The sequence below is a fragment of the Micromonospora sp. URMC 103 genome, from assembly GCF_051386435.1.
Lineage (GTDB): Bacteria > Actinomycetota > Actinomycetes > Mycobacteriales > Micromonosporaceae > Micromonospora.
Genome location: NZ_JBPQTR010000004.1, coordinates 600,538 through 620,106, shown reverse-complemented (window position 1 = coordinate 620,106; position 19,569 = coordinate 600,538). Strand labels below are relative to the sequence as shown.

The 19,569-nt window shown below is 73.9% G+C and carries 17 protein-coding genes and 1 pseudogene; 4 read left to right on the top strand and 14 right to left on the bottom strand.

Going from position 1 to position 19,569, the window contains the following annotated elements:
• Positions 1 to 152: 152 nt before the first annotated feature.
• Positions 153 to 299: a hypothetical protein gene (locus ACSNOA_RS06455; RefSeq protein WP_436657010.1), complete on the top strand. Its 147-nt coding sequence runs from the start codon at positions 153 to 155 to the stop codon at positions 297 to 299.
• Between the two features lie 144 nt (positions 300 to 443).
• Here the strand turns inward: ACSNOA_RS06455 and ahcY are convergent, their stop codons facing one another.
• The 11 genes and pseudogenes from ahcY to ACSNOA_RS06400 form a co-directional block, all read right to left on the bottom strand.
• On the bottom strand, positions 444 to 1,940 hold the full coding sequence (ahcY, locus tag ACSNOA_RS06450) for an adenosylhomocysteinase (protein WP_436657009.1): 1,497 nt from the start codon (positions 1,938 to 1,940) through the stop codon (positions 444 to 446).
• A gap of 330 nt (positions 1,941 to 2,270) precedes the next feature.
• Entirely contained in the window at positions 2,271 to 3,434 is a 1,164-nt protein-coding gene (gene manA / locus ACSNOA_RS06445; RefSeq protein ID WP_436657008.1) for a mannose-6-phosphate isomerase, class I, read from the bottom strand.
• A gap of 2 nt (positions 3,435 to 3,436) precedes the next feature.
• A complete protein-coding gene (locus ACSNOA_RS06440; protein ID WP_436657007.1) occupies positions 3,437 to 4,435 on the bottom strand; it encodes a cation diffusion facilitator family transporter in 999 nt (332 codons plus the stop codon).
• A 67-nt stretch (positions 4,436 to 4,502) separates the two neighbouring features.
• Positions 4,503 to 5,699, bottom strand: coding sequence for an SIS domain-containing protein (locus ACSNOA_RS06435; RefSeq protein WP_436657006.1), 1,197 nt, complete (start codon positions 5,697 to 5,699; stop codon positions 4,503 to 4,505).
• Positions 5,696 to 5,881, bottom strand: a complete 186-nt coding sequence (locus ACSNOA_RS06430; RefSeq protein WP_436657005.1) for a Trm112 family protein — start codon at positions 5,879 to 5,881, stop codon at positions 5,696 to 5,698. Before ACSNOA_RS06430 ends, ACSNOA_RS06435 begins: the two co-directional genes overlap by 4 nt.
• Before the next feature lie 61 nt (positions 5,882 to 5,942).
• Positions 5,943 to 7,328, bottom strand: a complete 1,386-nt coding sequence (locus ACSNOA_RS06425; RefSeq protein WP_436657004.1) for a phosphomannomutase/phosphoglucomutase — start codon at positions 7,326 to 7,328, stop codon at positions 5,943 to 5,945.
• A 68-nt stretch (positions 7,329 to 7,396) separates the two neighbouring features.
• Complete coding sequence (locus ACSNOA_RS06420; RefSeq protein ID WP_436657003.1) at positions 7,397 to 8,584, bottom strand: hypothetical protein; 1,188 nt, start codon at positions 8,582 to 8,584, stop codon at positions 7,397 to 7,399.
• A gap of 214 nt (positions 8,585 to 8,798) precedes the next feature.
• A pseudogene (gene nfi, locus ACSNOA_RS06415) lies at positions 8,799 to 9,464 on the bottom strand (deoxyribonuclease V); the annotation flags it as partial.
• Positions 9,465 to 9,624: 160 nt separating this feature from the next.
• Positions 9,625 to 9,885, bottom strand: coding sequence for a hypothetical protein (locus ACSNOA_RS06410; RefSeq protein ID WP_436657002.1), 261 nt, complete (start codon positions 9,883 to 9,885; stop codon positions 9,625 to 9,627).
• A 158-nt stretch (positions 9,886 to 10,043) separates the two neighbouring features.
• Entirely contained in the window at positions 10,044 to 10,637 is a 594-nt protein-coding gene (locus ACSNOA_RS06405; protein ID WP_436657001.1) for a DinB family protein, read from the bottom strand.
• A gap of 153 nt (positions 10,638 to 10,790) precedes the next feature.
• A complete protein-coding gene (locus tag ACSNOA_RS06400) occupies positions 10,791 to 12,230 on the bottom strand; it encodes an aldehyde dehydrogenase family protein (protein WP_436657000.1) in 1,440 nt (479 codons plus the stop codon).
• A gap of 144 nt (positions 12,231 to 12,374) precedes the next feature.
• Here ACSNOA_RS06400 and ACSNOA_RS06395 point away from each other — a divergent pair, with 144 nt between their 5' ends.
• Together ACSNOA_RS06395 and gabT are read left to right on the top strand one after the other, a co-directional pair.
• On the top strand, positions 12,375 to 13,811 hold the full coding sequence (locus ACSNOA_RS06395) for a gamma-aminobutyraldehyde dehydrogenase (RefSeq protein WP_436656999.1): 1,437 nt from the start codon (positions 12,375 to 12,377) through the stop codon (positions 13,809 to 13,811).
• Positions 13,812 to 13,816: 5 nt separating this feature from the next.
• Complete coding sequence (gene gabT / locus ACSNOA_RS06390; RefSeq protein WP_436656998.1) at positions 13,817 to 15,088, top strand: 4-aminobutyrate--2-oxoglutarate transaminase; 1,272 nt, start codon at positions 13,817 to 13,819, stop codon at positions 15,086 to 15,088.
• A gap of 45 nt (positions 15,089 to 15,133) precedes the next feature.
• Here the strand turns inward: gabT and ACSNOA_RS06385 are convergent, their stop codons facing one another.
• From ACSNOA_RS06385 to ACSNOA_RS06375, 3 genes are all read right to left on the bottom strand, one after another.
• Entirely contained in the window at positions 15,134 to 15,796 is a 663-nt protein-coding gene (locus ACSNOA_RS06385; RefSeq protein ID WP_436656997.1) for a hypothetical protein, read from the bottom strand.
• 87 nt (positions 15,797 to 15,883) lie between these two features.
• Positions 15,884 to 17,017, bottom strand: coding sequence for a D-alanine--D-alanine ligase family protein (locus tag ACSNOA_RS06380; RefSeq protein ID WP_436656996.1), 1,134 nt, complete (start codon positions 17,015 to 17,017; stop codon positions 15,884 to 15,886).
• Complete coding sequence (locus ACSNOA_RS06375; RefSeq protein WP_436656995.1) at positions 17,014 to 18,093, bottom strand: threonine ammonia-lyase; 1,080 nt, start codon at positions 18,091 to 18,093, stop codon at positions 17,014 to 17,016. Before ACSNOA_RS06375 ends, ACSNOA_RS06380 begins: the two co-directional genes overlap by 4 nt.
• A 142-nt stretch (positions 18,094 to 18,235) precedes the next feature.
• Here ACSNOA_RS06375 and ACSNOA_RS06370 point away from each other — a divergent pair, with 142 nt between their 5' ends.
• On the top strand, positions 18,236 to 19,540 hold the full coding sequence (locus ACSNOA_RS06370; protein ID WP_436656994.1) for a GAF domain-containing protein: 1,305 nt from the start codon (positions 18,236 to 18,238) through the stop codon (positions 19,538 to 19,540).
• The last annotated feature ends 29 nt before the right edge of the window (positions 19,541 to 19,569 follow it).

Below are 19,569 nucleotides of genomic sequence, written 5' to 3'. Positions count from 1 at the left end.
GGCCCGTGAACTCGACGTACGCGCGCCGTGGGCCACCGCGCGGCGGGCGGCTGTGGCAGGATTCCGGCTCGCCCCCACGCAGACAGGACGACCGTGCCCGACGATCACCCCGCCTCCCCCCGCACGCCCACCACGACCCTCCGGCCGCGGCCGTGAAGGGCTTCGGGCCCTGGCTCGCCGTCCTGGCCGTCGTGTTGCTGCTCAGCGCGCTGCGACTGCGGGCGCTCGCCACGGCCGTCTCGCTCGCCTGGCTCGCCTGGTGTGTCTGGACCTGGATCCGCCCCCGCCGCCGCGACTGACCGCCCGCCATTACGGCGCCGCTGCGACTGACCGCCCGCCAAAGTTCGCCGCCGCGACTGACCGCCCGCCACCGCGCCCGCATCCCCGAAACGAACACCGGGCCGGCCGCGTGGTGCGGCCGGCCCGGTGTGTCGGGAACAGGATCAGTAGCGGTAGTGCTCCGGCTTGAACGGGCCCTCGACGGGCACGCCGAGGTAGGCGGCCTGCTCCTTGGTGAGCGTGCTCAGCTTCGCGCCGAGCGCGCCCAGGTGCAGCCGGGCGACCTTCTCGTCCAGGTGCTTCGGGAGCACGTAGACGCCGACCGGGTACTCGTCGGTCTTCGTGAAGAGCTCGATCTGGGCGATCGTCTGGTTCGAGAAGGAGTTCGACATCACGAAGCTCGGGTGCCCGGTCGCGTTGCCCAGGTTCAGCAGGCGACCCTCCGAGAGGACGATGATGGCGTGGCCGTCGTCGAAGCGCCAGAGGTCGACCTGCGGCTTGATGTTCTCCCGCGTGACGTCCGGGCGCTTGGCCAGGCCGGCCATGTCGATCTCGTTGTCGAAGTGGCCGATGTTGCCGACGATCGCCTGGTGCTTCATCCGGGCCATGTGCTCGTGGGTGATGACGTTGAAGCAGCCGGTGGCGGTCACGAAGATGTCCGCCTGCTCGACCACGTCGTCCAGGGTGGCCACCTGGTAGCCGTCCATGGCGGCCTGGAGCGCGCAGATGGGGTCGACCTCGGTCACCACGACGCGCGCGCCCTGGCCCCGCAGCGACTCGGCGCAGCCCTTGCCCACGTCGCCGTAGCCCATGACCACGGCCATCTTGCCGCCGATCAGCACGTCGGTGGCGCGGTTGATGCCGTCGATGAGCGAGTGCCGGCAGCCGTACTTGTTGTCGAACTTGCTCTTGGTCACCGAGTCGTTGACGTTGATGGCCGGGAAGAGCAGGCTCCCCTCGCGCTGCATCTCGTAGAGCCGGTGCACGCCCGTGGTGGTCTCCTCGGTGACGCCCCGGATGCCCGCGGCGATCCGCGTCCACCGCTGGGCGTCCTCGGCGAGCGAGCGGTGCAGCAGGCCCAGGATGACGGCGTACTCCTCGGAGTCGGCCGACTCGACCGGCGGCACGGCGCCGGCCTTCTCGAACTCGACACCCTTGTGCACGAGCAGCGTGGCGTCACCGCCGTCGTCGAGGATCATGTTCGGCCCCTGGCCGTCCGGCCAGGTGAGCACCTGCTCGGTGCACCACCAGTACTCCTCGAGCGTCTCGCCCTTCCAGGCGTACACCGGGACGCCGGCCGGGGCGTCGGGGGTGCCGTCGGCGCCGACCACGATGGCCGCGGCGGCGTGGTCCTGGGTGGAGAAGATGTTGCAGGACGCCCAGCGGACCTGCGCGCCGAGCGCGGTCAGCGTCTCGATGAGGACGGCCGTCTGGATGGTCATGTGCAGCGAACCGGTGATCCGGGCGCCGGCCAGTGGCTGGGCGTCGGCGAACTCGCGACGGATCGCCATGAGACCGGGCATCTCGTGCTCGGCGAGCCGGATCTCCTTGCGGCCGAACTCGGCGAGCGACAGATCCGCCACCTTGTAGTCGCCCTCGGCGACGCTGCCCGGCCTAGCCTGGGCCGGCGTGCCGCTGGCCGTCGGGAGGGTGCTGGTCATGGAAGCTCCTGTCGGACGATGTGCTGCGCGACCCTCCACCTTACGCGCGCGCCGGACGGCGGGCGCCCCGGCCGGCCATCGCCGCGGGCGCGGATGCCAGGGTCGGCCGGTGGGAGGTGCCGCGGACAGCGCACGGGGCGGTCGGTCGTGAACGGACTTTCCGTCCACCAGCCGGCCGCCCCGTGCATCCCCCCGGTTTGGTTCCCCGCACGTTGTCGGACCGTCGTCGCGATAACGCTGCGTACCCATAGAGTCACACTGCGCTAGGAGCGCGTCAAGCTATTCCGGGAAAGTCGGACTTGCGATTTTCACCCCGCGGCCGTGTCCGGGTCAGCTCAGGCCACCGGAGGCCACGTACGCCTCCCCACTCCCGCTGATCCGCACCGGCCCGCCCGCCGCCGCGCCGATGGCCGCCTGGCCGCGCTCCAGCGTGAGCGCGCCGGTCCCGTCGTCCACCGACACCGAGCCGGTCACGCAGAGCACCACCCGCGGGCCGACGGGCGACAGCTCGGCCGACGGCACCGCGTCGCCCACCGTCACCCGGCAGAGCGCGAAGTCGTCCACCGGCACCGGCCAGCAGTCGACCCCGGGACCCACCGGCTGCGCCCGGCACACCGGCTCGTCCAGCACCTCGAAGCGCAGCACCCGGAGCAGTTCGTCAACGTCCACCCGCTTCGGGGTGAGCCCCCCGCGCAGCACGTTGTCGCTCGCCGCCATGATCTCCACGCCGCAGCCGCGCAGGTAGGCGTGCAGGTTGCCGGCCGGCATCCAGATCGCCTCACCGGGCGACAGGCGTACGTGGTGCAGCAGCAGCGCCACCAGCACCCCGGGGTCGGCCGGATAGTCCACGGCCAGCGACCGCGCCAGTTCCGCCTCCGGCCCGTCGACCGGCGCCGCCACCACGGCGGCCACCAGCGCGGCACGCTCCTCCCGCGGCCACATGAGCAGCGTGCGCACCGCCGTCCGCAGGCCGGACACCCCGGACCGCAGCGCCGTGACCACCGGCTCCAGCGCCGGTACGCCGAACGCGGCGAGCGCCTCCGCCGACTCCGCCGGGTCGCGGAACCCGCAGAGCGCCTCGAACGGCGAGAGCGCCACCAGCAGTTCCGGCTTGTGGTACGGGTCGACGTAGTTGCGCTGCTCCGGCGGCCGGGCCGCGTCGGCCGCGTAGCCGGCCCGGGCCTGCTTCGCGTCCGGGTGCGCCTGGAGGCTCAACGCGGCGTCCGCGGCGAGCACCTTGAGCAGGAACGGCAGGCGCGTGCCGAAGCGGTTGACCCCCTGCTCACCGAGCCAGCGGGCCGGCTCGGCGGCCAGGACGTCGAGAAGGCTGATCCGGGCGCCGGCGCGCTCGATGGCGGCCGGAGCGCCGGGATGCGCCCCGAGCCACAGCTCGGCCTCGGGGCCGTCGCTGGGCACGGGGCGCCCCTGTAGGGCGGCGATGGCGGAGCGGGACCCCCAGGCGTAGTCCCGGATCGGTCCGTACAGCAATTCCACGCTCAGCTCCCCGACCGCCCGGACGCCTCGTCCTCGGGCTGCGGGACGGCCGTCCGGGCCGCGGACCCGGTGCCGGCACGCTCGGCGGCGGCGCTGTAGATGTCCGGCTCCAGGTAGATGACCCGGGCGATCGGCACGGCGGCGCGGATGCGGGCCTCGACGGCGTTGATGCCGCGGGCCACCTCCTCGGCGGTCTCACAGGCCGTCACGCCGACCTTCGCGGCCACCATGAGCTCCTCGGGCCCCAGGTAGAGGGTCTTCATGTGGATGATCCGCTCCACCTCGGGGCCCTCGGTCACGGCCCGCTCGATGGCGGCCAGGTCGTGCGTCTCCGCGCCCTCACCGAGCAACAGGCTCTTCGTCTCGATGGCGAGCACGATGGCGATGGTCACGAGCAGGATGCCGATCATCGCGGTGCCGAACGCGTCCCACCGGCCGTTACCGGTGGCCAGCGTCATGCTCACGCCGAAGAGCGCGAACACCAGACCCACGAGCGCGCCGAAGTCCTCCAGCAGCACCACGGGCAGTTCGGGCGCCTTGGCCCGGCGGATGAACCGCAGCCAGGACTGGTTGCCCCGCGTGTGGTTCGACTCCTTGATGGCCGTACGGAAGGAGAACGACTCCATGACGATCGCGACGAGCAGCACGGTGACCGGCACCCAGTGCCAGGACTCGATGCCCTCCTTGTGCTGCCACTTGTGGTACGCCTCGTACAGGGCGAACAGGCCACCGAGGCTGAACAGCACGATGGCCACGATGAACGCGTAGACGTAGCGCTCCCGCCCGTAGCCGAACGGGTGCTGCGGCGTGGCCTCCCGCTTGGCCCTCTTGCCGCCGAGCAGCAGCAGGCCCTGGTTGCCCGAGTCGGCGACCGAGTGGATCGCCTCCGCGAGCATCGACGAGGAGCCGGTCAGCACGAACGCGAGGAACTTCGTGATGGCGATGCCGATGTTCGCCAGCAGCGCGGCGATGATCGCCCTGGTCCCACCCTCGGCGCTCACGCCACCGCTCCCTCGGGCCGCGCGACACCGGCGGGCGCCGGAGTGCCGCGCCGCCCCCAACGTTCGATCACTGGTTCGACAGCTCCTTCATCTCGGTGATGGCCGGTACCGCCATCGGATCCAGGCCGTGGGCCATGGCGAGGTAGATCGAGGCGAAGTCCGGGACCGCGACGAGCGAGGCGAGCCGCTCGATCGCCGACCCGCCCTCGGCGGCCACCACGTCGCAGCGCACGCCGCGGCGCTCGGCGAGCGTCTGCACCGCCTCGGCGCGGCGCTCCTCGACGGCGAGGGGCTCGTCGGTGTCGTCCTCGGCGTTCAGGCCACCGTCGCGCAGCAGCACCAGCCGCAGCCGGGTCCCGTCGCCACCGGTCTCGTCCGGGTCGGCGAAGATGTCCCGCTCCCCCTCTGCGAGGCCGCCGAAGACACCGTCGAGCAGGCCGACCCGGCCCCGCCCGGCCTCACCAAGCGCCCCGGTCACCACCGGGTAGCGGGCGTTGGCCGAGAGCGTGTCGCCGAAGCGGCGGGCCGCCACGGTGGCCAGCGGAGACGAGCCCCAGACGATCGGGATCGAGCCGGCCAGCCCGAGGGCCAGCGACTTCGCCGGGTTGACGAACGACTCGGCGGTGGGCCGGCACCGGTCGGCGTCCGCGTCGAGCCGGGCCGCGGTCTCGGCCAGGTCCGCCTCGTTGACCTTCACGAGCCCGAGCGTACGGGCGGCGAGCAGCACCGGCACGGTGAGCGCCCAGAGGCTGGCCCGGGCGGGCGCGCGCCGGGGCACCGGGATGAACGGCGCGCGTGCCCGCTCGGCGACCGACTGGAGCTGCGAGTCCGGCGCGCCGACGGCGACCAGACGGGCGCCCCGCCGGTGCGCGGCCTCGGCGGCCCCGAGCGCCTCGGGGCTGCGGCCGGAGGCGCTCACCGCGATGACCACGTCCGCGGCGCCCACCCAGCCCGGCACGCCGGCGCTGCGGTGCGGGATGACCGGCACGGGGCAGCGCGGCCCCGCGACCGTGGCGAGCACGTCGCCGGTGCGACCGGCCGTGCCGATGCCGGCGATCACGACGGCGCGCGGCCGCCCCTCGTCGGCGAGCACGGAGAGGTTCGCCTCGGCGGCCAGCGCGGCCGACTCCCGCACCTGGGCGCCCGCGGACGCGGTGTGCCGCAGCATGCCGCCCGGGTCGCGCTCGGCGAGCGCGTCCGGGTCGTCGAGCAGCGACTCGTCGGCTTCCCGGTGGCCGCTGACCCCGGCCGTACCGTCGATCACGACTGCTGCCCCGGGCCGCCGCGCGCCTCGTCCAGCAGCAGCACCGGCACGTCGTCGCGGACCTCGAAGACGCGGCCGCACTCGGTGCAGGTCAGCGTCTGCGCCTGCGCGTCGTAGTCGAGTGGTGCGTGGTGCGTGTCGGGGCAGGCGAGTATCTCGAGCAACTGCGGATCCAGGGCCACGGCGCGGCTCCTTCCACGTGTGCGGCTTCACCGCCGGCGGTGCCGGACGGCGCAGGGGATCTTATCGGCGAACCCGGTCGAGCACCTCGTCGCGGAGGGAGACCATCCGCGCGCGGGTGGGGGCTTCGACGTTCAGCCGCAGCAGCGGCTCGGTGTTGGAGGCACGCAGGTTGAACCAGGCCCCGTCGGGAAAGCGCAGGGTGAGCCCGTCCATTTCGTCGGCCTCGGCGTCCGGGTATGCGGCGCGCACGTCGCGCATCGCCCCGGCCTGGTCGGCCACCGTCGAGTTGATCTCGCCGGACGCGACGTACCGCTCGTACTCGCCGGCCAGCACCGACAGCGGAAGCGACTGCTCGCCGAGCGCCGCCAGGGTGTGCATGGCGGCGAGCATGCCGGTGTCGGCGAACCAGAAGTCCCGGAAGTAGTAGTGCGCGGAGTGCTCGCCGCCGAAGACCGCGTTCGTGCGGGCCATCTCCGCCTTGATGAAGGAGTGCCCCACCCGGGCCACCACCGGCTCGCCGCCGTGCTCGCGGATGATCTCCGGGACCGCGCGGGACGTGATCAGCCCGTGGATGACCGTGGAACCCGGGTGCTTGGCCAGCTCCCGGGCCGCGACCATCGCGGTGATCGCCGATGGCGACACCGGCTCGCCCCGCTCGTCCACCACGAAGCAGCGGTCCGCGTCGCCGTCGAACGCCAGCCCGATCTCCGCGCCGTGCGCGACAACCGCGCGCTGGAGGTCGACGAGGTTGGCGGGGTCGAGCGGGTTGGCCTCGTGGTTGGGGAAGCTGCCGTCCAGGTCGAAGTAGAGCGGCACGATCTCCAGCGGCAGGGGCGGAAGGCTGGCGTCGCCGAGCACGCTCGGCACGGTGTGGCCGGCCATCCCGTTGCCCGCGTCGACGACCACCCGCAGCGGGCGGATGCCCGAGAGGTCGACCAGCTTGCGCAGGTGCGCGGCGTAGTCCGGAAGCAGGTCCCGCCGCTCGGCCGGACGCGTCGGGTCGCCGGCCGGCCGGGGCTCGTCCTTGTCGAGCAGCGCCTGCGCCCGGTCGCGGATCTCGGCGAGCCCGGTGCCCTGCCCGATCGGGCGGGCGCCGGAGCGGCACATCTTGATGCCGTTGTACCGGGCCGGGTTGTGGCTCGCCGTGAACATCGCGCCCGGCAGGTCGAGCGAGCCGGAGGCGAAGTAGAGCATGTCGGTCGAGGCGAGACCGATCTCGACGACCGACCGCCCCTCGGCGCGTACGCCGGCGGCGAACGCGGCGGCCAGACCGGGCGAGGTGGCCCGCATGTCGTGTCCGATCACGACGGCGTCGCCGGGCTCGTCGGTCGCGTTCAGCAGCTGCGTGAAGGCGGCACCGAGTGCCTCCGCGGCCCGCTCGTCCCACTGGTCCGGCACCGTCCCGCGGACGTCGTACGCCTTCACGATCTGGGACAGATCAGACACCGGTTTCACTCCTTGGCCGCAGGTCGTCACGAACCTTGAGCGTATCGGAGCGTGCGGCTGCGCTTCGCTCAGCCGGGGAGCCGGGGCATGTACACGGTGTGGTCGCCGTCCCCGGCGGACGCCGGTGGCTCACCGGGCGCGTCCGCCACCGGACCCGGGACCTGCGGCGGCACGGTGCCGGGCTGGCTCGGGATCCGGCCGCCCGCGTGACCGGGCAGCGGCCGGGTCGCGTCCGGCGTGGGCGACGGCAGGGCCGCGTCCCCCTCGGCCGGCGACCAGGTCTCGCCGGGCGCGGAGATCGGTCGGGTCGTGTCCGGCTCGGCGGCCGGACGGGATCCGTAGACGCCGCCGGCGGGCCGGGAGGACGGGACGCCGTAGACGCCGCCCGCGGCCGGCTGCTGGCCGTACACCTGGCCGGGCTGGCCCGGCGCGGCCGGAACGCCACCGCCCGAGCGGTAGGTGGTGCCACCGGGGCTGCCCGCGAGCGGCAGGACCGGCTCGTCGGCGGGCGCCCTGTCCTGGCGGGACCGCCGGACCAGCAGCACGATCAGCAGCGCGCCCGCGACGACCAGGCCGAGCCCCACGAACATCACCGGGGAGAGCCCCGAGGACTCCTCGGCGGCCCGGGTGGACGGCCCGCCCGTGGGCACGGCGAGCGCCGCCGGGGTCGTACCGGCGTCGGAGGGCGCCTCGGTGGCCTCCGGGGTCGGCGACGGCGACGGCTTCTTCGACGGGGTCGGCGAGGCCGTGGCCCGCCCACCGACCACCCGCGCGGACTCCGCGTCCCGGCCCAGCGCCTGGCCGACCGCGTTGCTGGCCTCGCCCGTCACGCTCAGCCGGCCGTTCGGCGCGCCGCGCTCGAACGAGATCCGGTAGCGCACGGTGACGCCCTTGCCCTTGCAGAGCGTCGGCTTCGCCGGCGAGGTCTGCGACGTGGTCACGTGGCCGGAGCCGCCGCCCAGCGGCACCGGAAACCAGCGCCCGCCGTAGTTGACCTGGACGGTCACCTGGCTCGCCTCGAGGCCCTCCAGCCGCAGGCCGAGCGCGGTACGCAGCATCACGCAGCCGTCGCTGCGCTTGCGCACCTCGAGGTTCACCCCCTCGGCCGAGCCGCCGGCCGTGAAGCTGTCGGCCGAGCGCAGCCGCACCGAGTCGTCGTCGGCCATGGCCGGTGAGGCGCCGAGCAGCACCAGGCCACCCAGCACCGCGAAGACCGTCGCGAGCCGCTTCACGTGCCCCCGTACCGCCATGATCACCTCGCCGTCCTCCCCGGGTGGGGACCGCCGGTCAGGCTACTACCGCCCCATGAGACCCACCCGTCATAGAGCGCACCGCATGTGTGCCGCATTACCCTGCCGAGTCGTCGCGGTCCGGTGTCGCCGGGGCCTCGGGGTCCGGTGTCGTCGCTGCGTCGGCGTCCCGTGTCGTCGGTGTCCGCCCGTCGCGTCCGGCCGGTGTCGTGGGTGACCGGCCTGACCTTCCTTCAGCGGCGGCCAGGGCCTCCCGCGCGAGCCGGTCGGCGGTCCGTGTCGTCTCCGGTAGCCGGTACCGCGGGGTCAGTGCGAGCACCTGCGCCACGGCATTGTCCACACTCATCCGGTGGCCGACGCTCACGAAGACGGGCTTCACGCCGTCACGGGTACGCAACACCCGGCCCACCACCTCACCCCCGTCGCGCAACGCCGACCACGCGCCCCGCCGGGCGGCCGGTGGCGCCCACTCGCCGACCAGCGGCGTCTTGCCCACACCGATCGCGGGCAGGCCGGTGACCACGCCGAGATGACAGGCCAGCCCGAACCGACGCGGGTGCGCCAGGCCGTGCCCGTCGCAGACCAGCAGCTCGGGACGGACGCGCAGCCGGTCCAGCGCGGCGAGCAGCGCGGGCAGTTCCCGGAACGCGAACAGCCCCGGGACGTACGGGAACGCGGGCCGCCCGACGCTGACGGCCTCGTCGACCACCGCGAGCGTCCGCGTGTCGAGCACCGTCACGGCCGCCGCGAGCAGCTCACCGCTCTCCGCGTACGCCACGTCGAGCCCGGCCACCGTCTCCGGCGCGGACGGACCCGGCCCCACCAGGTCGACCCGCGACCGCAACTCCTCCTGTACGGCCACCGCCTCGGCGACGCTGCCCGGCACCGCCCAGCGATTAGGCGCGGCGACGGGATCCCGCGCGGGTACGGGGTTCGGTGTGGGTGCGGCTGTCATCGCCCGCGGGCTCCGTCCTGCTGATCGATCGACGCGACGTCCCCGAGACCCGGCTCTCGTCGAGGCGCCGACTTTCGCGATGCCGAGGAGCTCATCGGGTTTCGTCGGGAGAACCCGGCTCGTTGCCGGCAGCCCCGGGAGCGCCCAACCCGGTCGCGCCGTCGGCGCCGTCCGCGGCCTTGCGGGTGCCGCCGCCGTTCGCGCCGAACGCGAGCGCGAAGGCGATGCCGATGGCGATCCCGAAGCCGACGCCGCCGAGACCGCCCAGCGTGCTCACGCCGATCACGAGGCCGAGCAGGATCCCCACCGGCCAGGCCCAGACCTGCTGCTGGCTGCTCTCGGATCTCTCCATCACCCGATGGTAGTTCCGGGCCGTCGATGGGTGTTGATCGACACCATTGCGGCGATGTAGCGGTGTCCGGCACGTCGGGATACCGCCACATCGGCGAACCGGAGTGGATCACGTCGCTCCCCGTGGGTGCCCGGTGCGCCCCGCGGCCACCGTCGCCGCTACTGGCCGATACGGCCGTCGATCAGCTCGCGCAGCAGATCGGCGTGGCCGTTGTGCCGGGCGTACTCCTCGATCATGTGCAGGAGCAGCTCGCGCAACGAGATGCTGTCGCCGTCGCGCGTGGTCCCCGTCGCGCGGAGGTCCGTCCGGTCGACGAACTGCTCGGCGAACTCGATCTCGGCCCGCCAGTTCCGCCACGCCTCGGCAACCACGTCGGGCTCCGCGAGCGCCTCGTTGAAATCGGCGTCCGGGTCGGCGTCCGTGCGGTAGATCGCCGGAACGTCCTCGCCGGCCATCACCCGGCGGAACCACCCACGCTCCACCTCGGCCATGTGCCGGACCAGGCCGAGCAGCGACAGCGTCGACGGGGGTACGGCGCGGCGCGCCAACTGCTCGGCGTCCAGGTCGGCGCACTTCAGTTGCAGTGTGAGGCGCTGGTCGCGGAGGTACCCGACGAACATCGCCCGCTCGTCGTCGAAGCCACCGTCCGAACGCGGATCCTCGTCCGGGTGCATGAACATGTTCGACCAGGCGAAGCCCTGCCCTTTCTCTGCGGGCGAGTCGGCGGCGTGATCAGCGGACGAATCGGCCATACCGCGACCCTCGCCGACCGGCCGCGACGCGGCAAGCGGTTTGGCCAGCCTCCTTGCGGCGCCCTCACCACCCTGCTGCTCGGCCGGGCCCCGGCCCGCGTCCGCGACGACGGCACCTGGTGACGGGGCGCCGCCGACGGCCGCCCGCCCCGCCTACAGGGACACCCCGGTGAGGACGAGGACCCGCGGCTCGGTGTAGTCGTCCATGGCGCTGCGCAGGCCCTCGCGGCCGACGCCGCTGCCCTTCGTCCCGCCGTACGGCATCTGGTCGGCCCGGTACGACGGCACGTCCCCGACGATCACCCCGCCCACCTCGAGCACTCGGGCGGCGCGGAACGCCGTCCGGACGTCGTGGGTGAAGACGCCGGCCTGCAACCCGTACGCCGAGTCGTTGACGGCGGCGAACGCGGCGTCGTCGTCCTGGACCCGGGCGACGACCAGCACCGGCCCGAAGACCTCCTCGGCGCTGACCCGGGCGTCGGCCGGCACCCCGGAGAGCACGGTGGGCGGGTAGGTGGCCCCTTCGCGGCGTCCGCCGACCTCGATGGTCGCGCCCGCGACGACCGCCTCGTCGACCCATGCCTCGACCCGGCGCGCGGCGTCCGTGGAGATGAGTGGCCCCACGTCGGTCCGCTCGTCGGCCGGGTCGCCGGTGCGCAGTTCCTGGACGGCGGCCACGAGCCGCGGCAGGAAGCCGTCGTAGATCCACTCGTGCACGTAGACCCGCTGGACGGCGATGCAGGACTGCCCGGCCTGGTAGTTCGAGAACGTGGCGATCCGTTGCGCGGCGAACGTGAGGTCCTCGTCGGCGGCCCAGTCGGCGCAGACGACGGCTGCCGCGTTGCCGCCCAACTCCAGGGTGACGTGCTTCTCGGGCGCGGCGCGGCGGATGGCCGCCCCGACCGGGCCGGAACCGGTGAACGACACCACCGGCAGCCGGGGATCGGTGACCAGGTCGGCGGCGCGGTCGTTGGGCAGCGGCAGCACCGAGAACGCCCCGGCCGGCAGCTCGGTCTCGGCGAGCAGGTCGCCGAGGAGCAGCGCGGAGAGCGGGGTGGCCGGGGCCGGCTTGACCACGATGGGCGCGCCAACGGCGATGGCGGGGGCGACCTTGTGCGCGACGAGGTTGAGCGGGAAGTTGAACGGCGTGATCCCGAGGACGGGGCCCCGGGGCACCCGCCGCACCAGGGCGATCCGGCCGGTGGCGGCCGGGTCGGTGTCGAGGCGTTGCAGCTCGCCGGAGAAGCGCCGGGCCTCCTCGGCGGCCCACCGGAACGTGGACACGGCCCGGCCCACCTCGGCGCGCGCCCACTTCAGCGGCTTGCCGTTCTCGGCGGTGACGAGCTGGGCGACCTCGTCGGCCCGTTCGGCGAGCCGCCGGGACACGTGGTCGAGGGCGGCCGCGCGGACGTGCGCGGGCAGGGCCGCGGCCTCCGCGGCCACTCCGGCCGCGGCCGCGACGGCCGCCTCGACCTGGTCCGGCGTGGCCACGGTGGTACGCCCCACCGCGCGGCCGTCGTAGGGGTGGTGGACGGTCAGCTCGTCCTCGCCGTGTGCGGGACGGCCGGCCACGTAGAAGGCTCTCGGCTCCACGCACGCAGCCTAGACGACCACCGATCCGCACGGAAACAGTCGCGTTAGGGCTTGTATGCCGCGAATTCAGTGGCCAATATGGCACTCAGATTGCGAATACCTCCGCTGACCTCCTCATCCCCCGGCCACCCTCGGAGACTCCTCATGAGTGACCAGCAGCAGTTGCGCAACTTCGTCAACGGCCAGTACGTCGACCCGGTGGACGGCGGGTACGCCGACCTGGTCGATCCGTGCACCGGTGAGGTCTTCGCGCAGGCCCCGATCTCCGGCGCCGCCGACGTGGACGCCGCCATGCGGGCCGCCGCCGACGCGTTCGAGAGCTGGCGGGACGTCACGCCGGCCGAGCGGCAGAAGGCGCTGCTGAAGCTCGCCGACGCCGTCGAGGCCCGGGCCGCCGAGCTGGTCGACGCGGAGGTCCGCAACACCGGCAAGCCGCGTCAGCTCACCGCCGAGGAGGAGCTGCCGCCCTGCGTCGACCAGTTCCGCTTCTTCGCGGGAGCGGCGCGGCTTTTGGAGGGCCGCTCGGCCGGCGAGTACCTGGCCGGGCACACGTCGTACGTGCGACGGGAGCCGATCGGCGTCTGCGCCCAGGTCACGCCCTGGAACTACCCGCTCATGATGGCGGTCTGGAAGATCGCCCCGGCGCTGGCGGCGGGCAACACGGTGGTGCTCAAGCCGTCGGACACCACCCCGGTCTCCACCCTGCTGCTCGCCGAGATGGCCGCCGAGTTCCTGCCGCCGGGCGTGTTCAACGTGGTCTGCGGCGACCGGGACACCGGGCGGGCCCTCGTGGCCCACCCCACCCCGCAGTTCGTGTCGATCACAGGCTCGACCCGGGCCGGCATGGAGGTCGCGGCGGCGGCCGCCCCCGACCTCAAGCGCACCCACCTCGAACTGGGCGGCAAGGCCCCGGTGGTGATCTTCGACGACGCGGACGTCGCGGCGGCGGCCGAGGCGATCGCGGTCGGCGGGTACTTCAACGCCGGGCAGGACTGCACGGCGGCGACGCGGGTGCTGGCCGGCCCCGGCATCCACGACGACTTCGTGGCGGCGCTGACGGAGCAGGCCCGTAACACCCGGACCGGCGCGCCGGACGACGAGGACGTGCTCTACGGCCCGCTCAACAACGCCAACCAGCTCGCGCGGGTCCGCGGCTTCGTGGACCGGCTGCCGGACCACGCGAACCTCGACGCGGGCGGCTCGCAGGTCGGCGAGCGCGGCTTCTTCTACTCGCCGACGGTCGTCTCCGGGGTCCGGCAGGCCGACGAGATCATCCAGCAGGAGGTGTTCGGCCCGGTCATCACCGTGCAGCGGTTCTCCGACGAGGACGAGGCGGTGCGCTGGGCGAACGGTGTCGAGTACGGCCTCTCGGCCTCGGTCTGGACGAAGGACCACGGGCGGGCCATGCGGATGACCCGGCGGCTCGACTTCGGCTGCGTCTGGGTGAACACCCACATCCCGTTCGTCTCCGAGATGCCGCACGGCGGGTTCAAGCACTCCGGGCACGGCAAGGACCTCTCGGTCTACAGCCTGGAGGACTACACCCGGATCAAGCACGTCATGCACAACATCGAGGGCTGAGCCCCATGACGTCCTCCGAGGAACTGCACAAGCGACGAGGCGCGGCGGTCGCCCGGGGTGTGGGCAGCGTGATTCCATCCTATGTGGACCGGGCGTCGGACGGGACGATCGTCGACGTCGACGGGCGGGAGTGGATCGACTTCGCGGCGGGTATCGCGGTCGCCAACGTGGGCAACTCCGCGCCGCGGGTCGTGGCGGCCGTGCGGGAGCAGGTCGAGCGCTTCACGCACACCTGCTTCATGGTGGCGCCGTACGAGTCGTACGTGGCGGTGTGCGAGCGGCTCAACGCGCTCACGCCGGGTGGGTTCGAGAAGCGATCGGCGCTGTTCAACTCGGGCGCCGAGGCGGTGGAGAACGCCGTGAAGGTCGCCCGGCACGCCACCGGAAGGCCCGCCGTGGTGGTCTTCGACCACGCGTACCACGGGCGGACCAACCTCACCATGGCGCTGACCGCGAAGAACATGCCGTACAAGCACCGGTTCGGGCCGTTCGCCGGGGAGATCTACCGGGTGCCGATGTCGTATCCGCTGCGCGACGGCGGCCTCGACGGCGCGTCCGCGGCGTCCCGGGCCATCGAGATGATCGAGAAGCAGGTCGGCGCCGAGAACGTGGCCGCGCTGCTCATCGAGCCGATCCAGGGCGAGGGCGGCTTCGTCGTACCGGCCGAGGGGTTCCTGCCGGCGCTGCGCGAGTGGGCGACGGCGGCCGGTGTCGTCTTCGTGGCCGACGAGATCCAGACCGGGTTCTGCCGGACGGGCGACTGGTTCGCGTGCGAACACGAGGGTGTCGAGCCGGACCTCGTGACGCTCGCGAAGGGGATCGCCGGCGGGCTGCCCCTCGCCGCGGTGACCGGCCGCGCCGAGCTGATGGACGCGGTGCACGTCGGCGGCCTCGGCGGCACGTACGGCGGAAACCCGCTGGCCTGCGTCGCGGCGCTCGCCAGCATCGACACCATGCACGAGCGGGACCTGGCCGCCGCGGCCCGGCGGATCGGGTCGGTGCTGACGCCCCGCCTGCGCGCCATCGCCGAGCGGGATCCGCGGATCGCCGAGGTGCGCGGCCGGGGCGCGATGCTCGCCGTGGAGCTGGTACGCCCGGGCACCCTCACGCCGGACCCGGCCGCCACGGCCGCGGTGTCGGCCGCCTGCCACGCCGCGGGGCTGCTCACGCTCACCTGCGGCACGTACGGCAACGTGCTGCGTTTCCTGCCCCCGCTGGTCATCTCCGACGCCGAGCTGCACCGCGGCCTCGACATCCTCGACGCCGCGTTCGGTTGAGGAGCGGGCGGGGCCCGGCACCCGAGACCGGGCCCCGCCCGCTCCTCAGCGCAGCAGTTCGACCGTGTTGCGGCGGACGACGTTCTTCCCCGGCTCGCGGATCTGGTCCATGGCGGCCACGTTGAGCAGCACACAACTGCCCGACGGGCCGGTCACCGTCACCGTCGTCGCCCGGTTGTTGTCCAGGTTCGTCACCCGCAGCCGCGTCCCCACCGGAAACCGGTCGCTCGTGGCCGCCGGCGCGCCACCCTCGGCCGAGAACGTCACCGAGCCCGTGCACACCGAGCGGGGTGCCGGCCCGGGCGCGCCCGGCGAGGCCGCGCCGGGCCGCATCTCACCGGCGCCCGGCGCGGGCGGCGCCGCGTCGTCCAGCCGTTCGACCACGTTGCGGCGCACCACGTTCTTTCCCGGCTCGCGGATCTGGTCCATGGCAGCCACGTTGAGCAGCACACAACTGCCCGACGGGCCGGTCACCGTCACCGTCGTCGCCCGGTTGTTGTCCAGGTTCGTCACCCGCAGCCGCGTCCCCACCGGAAACCGGTCGCTCGTGGCCGCCGGCGCGCCACCCTCGGCCGAGAACGTCACCGAGCCGGAGCAGGCGGACTGCCGTGCCGGTGCGGTGTCCGCGAACCCGAGCCCGGTGCCCACCGCGACGACCGCCGTGGCGGCCACCGCCACACCCGCCGCCAGCACGTGCCTGCGTTGCACCCTCACCGTGTCTCTCCCGTCGTCCGGTGGTGTCGTACGACGCCTGGTACGGACGGGATGCCTCCACCGTTCAGTGCGGGCGCACGATCACCGGGGGCCGTCCGGGGTCGGGGTGCCGGGCCGCTCCGCGTGGCGGGCGAAGGCGAGCGCGACCAACCGGTCGACGACCTCCCGGTAGCTGACCCCAGACTCCGCCCACACCTTCGGGTACATCGAGTGCGCGGTGAACCCCGGCATGGTGTTCAGCTCGTTGACGTACAGGTCACCGGTCGCCTCGTCGTAGAGGAAGTCCACCCGGGCCAGGCCCCAGCCGCCGATAGCCGTGAAGGCCCGCACCGACAGCTCGCGGATCCGCTCGGTCACCTCGTCCGGCAGCGGAGCGGGAACGACCATCGGGTCGGCGTCGCCGAAGTACTTCTGCTGGTAGTCGAACCAGCCGCCCGTCACCCGGACCTCGCCGACGGCCGACGCCTCCGGCCGCCAGCCGCCGAGCACGCCGCACTCCAGCTCCCGGCCGGTGACGCCCTGCTCGACCAGGACGACGTTGTCGTGGCGGAGCGCCTCCTCGACGGCCGCGCCCAGGTCGTCCCCCTCGGCGACCCGGGAGATCCCGATGGAGGAACCCATCCGGGACGGCTTCACGAACAGCGGCCGGCGCAGGCCCAGCACCAGCTTCTCCGGGTCGTCGGCGGCCCGGTAGGTCTGCTCGTCGAACCACACGTGCGGGGTGATCGGCACCCCCTCGGCGCGCAGCGCCCGCTTCATGGCCACCTTGTCCATGCCGACGGCGGAGGCGAGGATGCCGCACCCGACGTACGGCACACCGAGCGACTCCAGCACGCCCTGCACGACGCCGTCCTCGCCGTACGGGCCGTGCAGCACCGGGAAGACCACGTCCAGCTCGGCGTGCGCCGTCCCGGGCGCGTCCGCGGGAGCGACGACGGCCGTCCCCGGCCGCTTGCCGGCACGCAACTCCACGACCGGCCCCGTCACCGTCAACCGGTCGTCGATCGCGCGGGCGGCCCCCACGCCGGCGCGCAGCTCGGCAAGCACCGCGTCCGGCACCAGCCGGAAGACGCCGGTGCGGGTCACCCCGATGGCCACCACGCGGTGACCGGCCTCGGTGAGGGCCCGGGCCACACCGAGAGCCGAGGCACACGAAACCTCGTGCTCCGCCGACGGGCCACCGAACAGAATTCCGATCCGGACAGGCGTGCTCATGCCGCCACCTCTTCCACACTCGTCAGGTCGGCGAGCTGCCGGGTCGCCAGGCGCGCGACCAGCTCCGCCTCGACATTGCCGCCGGTCAGCACCACGCCGACCGTGCGGTACTCCTCCCGGCGCCCGCCCTCCGGGCCGGCGCCGGGCCGATCGACCACGTCGTCGCCGAGGCTCGCCGCGAGCCGCAGCGCGCCCGCGAGACCGGCGGCGCCCGAGGGTTCGACGAGCACCTTCAGCTCCATCAGCAGCAGCCGGAACGCGTCGGCGATCTGGTCGTCGTCGACCCGCACGACGCCCCGGATCGCGTCGCGCGCGATGGCGAACGGCAGCTCACCCACACAGGTGGGGCGCAGGCCGTCGGCGATCGTCGGTGCCGGGGCGACCGGTGTCGGGCGTCCGGCGGCGAGACTGCGGGCCAGCGAGTCGCAGCCCACGGGCTCGACACCGTACACCTGGATGGTGGTTCCGGCCGCGGCCAGGCAGGCGCCCGCGACGCCGCCCGCACCGCCCACGGGCACCACCAGCGCGTCCAGCGGGCTGCCGACGCGCTCCGCCTCCTCGATCAGCTCCAGGCTGGCGCTGCCCTGCCCGGCGATGACGTCGGGGTGGTCGTACGCGTCGATCAGCGGGTGGCCCCGGGTCTCGCTGATCTGGCGGGCGGTCGCGACCCGCTCGTCGAGCGTGGTGCCGGCCACGACGACCTCGGCGCCCGCCGCCCGGGCCCGGGCGACCTTGGTCTGGGCCGCGTCGGCGGGCAGGACGACGGTCGCCGTCAGGCCGTGCCGTCGGGCGGCCAGCGCCACCGCGACCGCGTGGTTGCCGGTGCTCTGCGCGACCACCCCGCCGTGCCCGGCCGCGGCGAGCCGGCCCACCGCCAGCATCGCGCCGCGCATCTTGTACGAGCCGCCGGCCTGCAGGTTCTCCGCCTTCAGAAGGACGCGGGCGCCGGCGAGCCGGTCGATCACCGGTGAGTTCAGGACGGGCGTACGCACCACCCGGCCGGACAGCCACCAGGCGGCCTCCTGCACGCGAGCACGGTCCGGCGGGGGCGGTACGGCCGGTTCTGTGCGCGACATCGTTTCTCCTTGATTCCGTCGGGACCGGGTCGTTGTCCGGGGCAACCGGAGCGGGACGTCGCGTACACGGATCCCGGTCGGCATCGGTTCGGCTTGGCGGTTCCGGGTGAGCTGCGTCACGATGGGCGCGAGGAGGTCGCCCATGGCCGACCCGTGGCTCGCCCTGGAAATCGGCGTCGATCCGGCGGAGCGGATGGCGCGGGTCGGTGCCGCCCACGAGGCCTTCCTCGCCGGTGGCCCGGAGGCCGCCCGGCGCACCGACCGGCACCTGCGCGACGTCGTGGCCAACTCGTGGCGCCGCTCGGCCGGGGCGCTGCTCGACCCGGAGAGCACCCCGCCGGTCGACCTCGTCGACGACGCGCTCGCGAGCTACCGCGCCGGGCACTCCCTCGCCCGGGTGCTGCCGCTCTTCCGCGACCTGCTCGGCGGGATCGCCCAGGACGGCGCGCACCTCATGGCGATCTGCGACGCGCACGGGCGGCTGCTCTGGGTCGAGGGCCACCCCGGGGTGCTCCGGCGCGCCGAGCGGATGAACTTCGTCCCCGGCGCCCGATGGGACGAGGCGCATGCCGGCACCAACGCCCCTGGCACCGCCCTCGCCGTCGACCACAGCGTGCAGATCTTCGCCACCGAGCACTTCAGCCGGCGCGTCCAGCGGTGGACCTGCGCCGCCGCGCCCATCCACGACCCCGCCACCGGCCGCCTGCTCGGCGCCGTCGACATCACCGGGGGCGACCACCTGGCCACCCCGCAGAGCCTCGCGCTGGTACGGGCCACCGCCCGGGCCGCCGAGGTGCAGCTCGCCGCCGACCGGCCGGCCGAGCCGGGCGTGGTCACCGTCGCGGCGCTCGGGCGGGACGAGGCGGAACTGCGGGTGGCGGGACGGCGGATCCGGCTCGGCCGCCGGCACAGCGAACTCCTGGTGCTGCTGCTCGACCACCCGGAGGGGCGCACGGGTGAACAACTCGGCATCGACCTGTACGGCGACGACCGGCTGCACCCGGTCACCCTGCGCGCCGAACTGTCGCGCCTGCGCCGGGTGCTCGGCCCCGAGCTGCTCGACTCCCGCCCGTACCGGCTGCGCGGGCCCGTGCGCGCCGACTTCCGTACCGTCACGGCGCTGCTCGACCGGGGCGATCCGGCGGGCGCGCTCGACGCGTACGCCGGGCCGCTGCTGCCCGCCTCCGACGCGCCGGGAGTGACGCGACTGCGCCGGCTCATCGACGGCCAGCTCCGCGCGGCCGTCCTCGCCGCCGCGGACCCGGTGCTGCTCGCGGCCTGGACCGCGACCCCCGCCGGCGCCGACGACCTGACCGCCTGGCAGGCGCTGGCGCGGGCATTGCCGCCGGGCGCGCCGCGCCGGCCGCTCGCCGTCGCCCGCATCCACCAGCTCGCCCGGGAGTACGACCTGACGCGCGCAACGTTCCTGCAACGTCCCGGCAACTAGCGTCGCCGCCGTTCCCGCACCTCGACGGC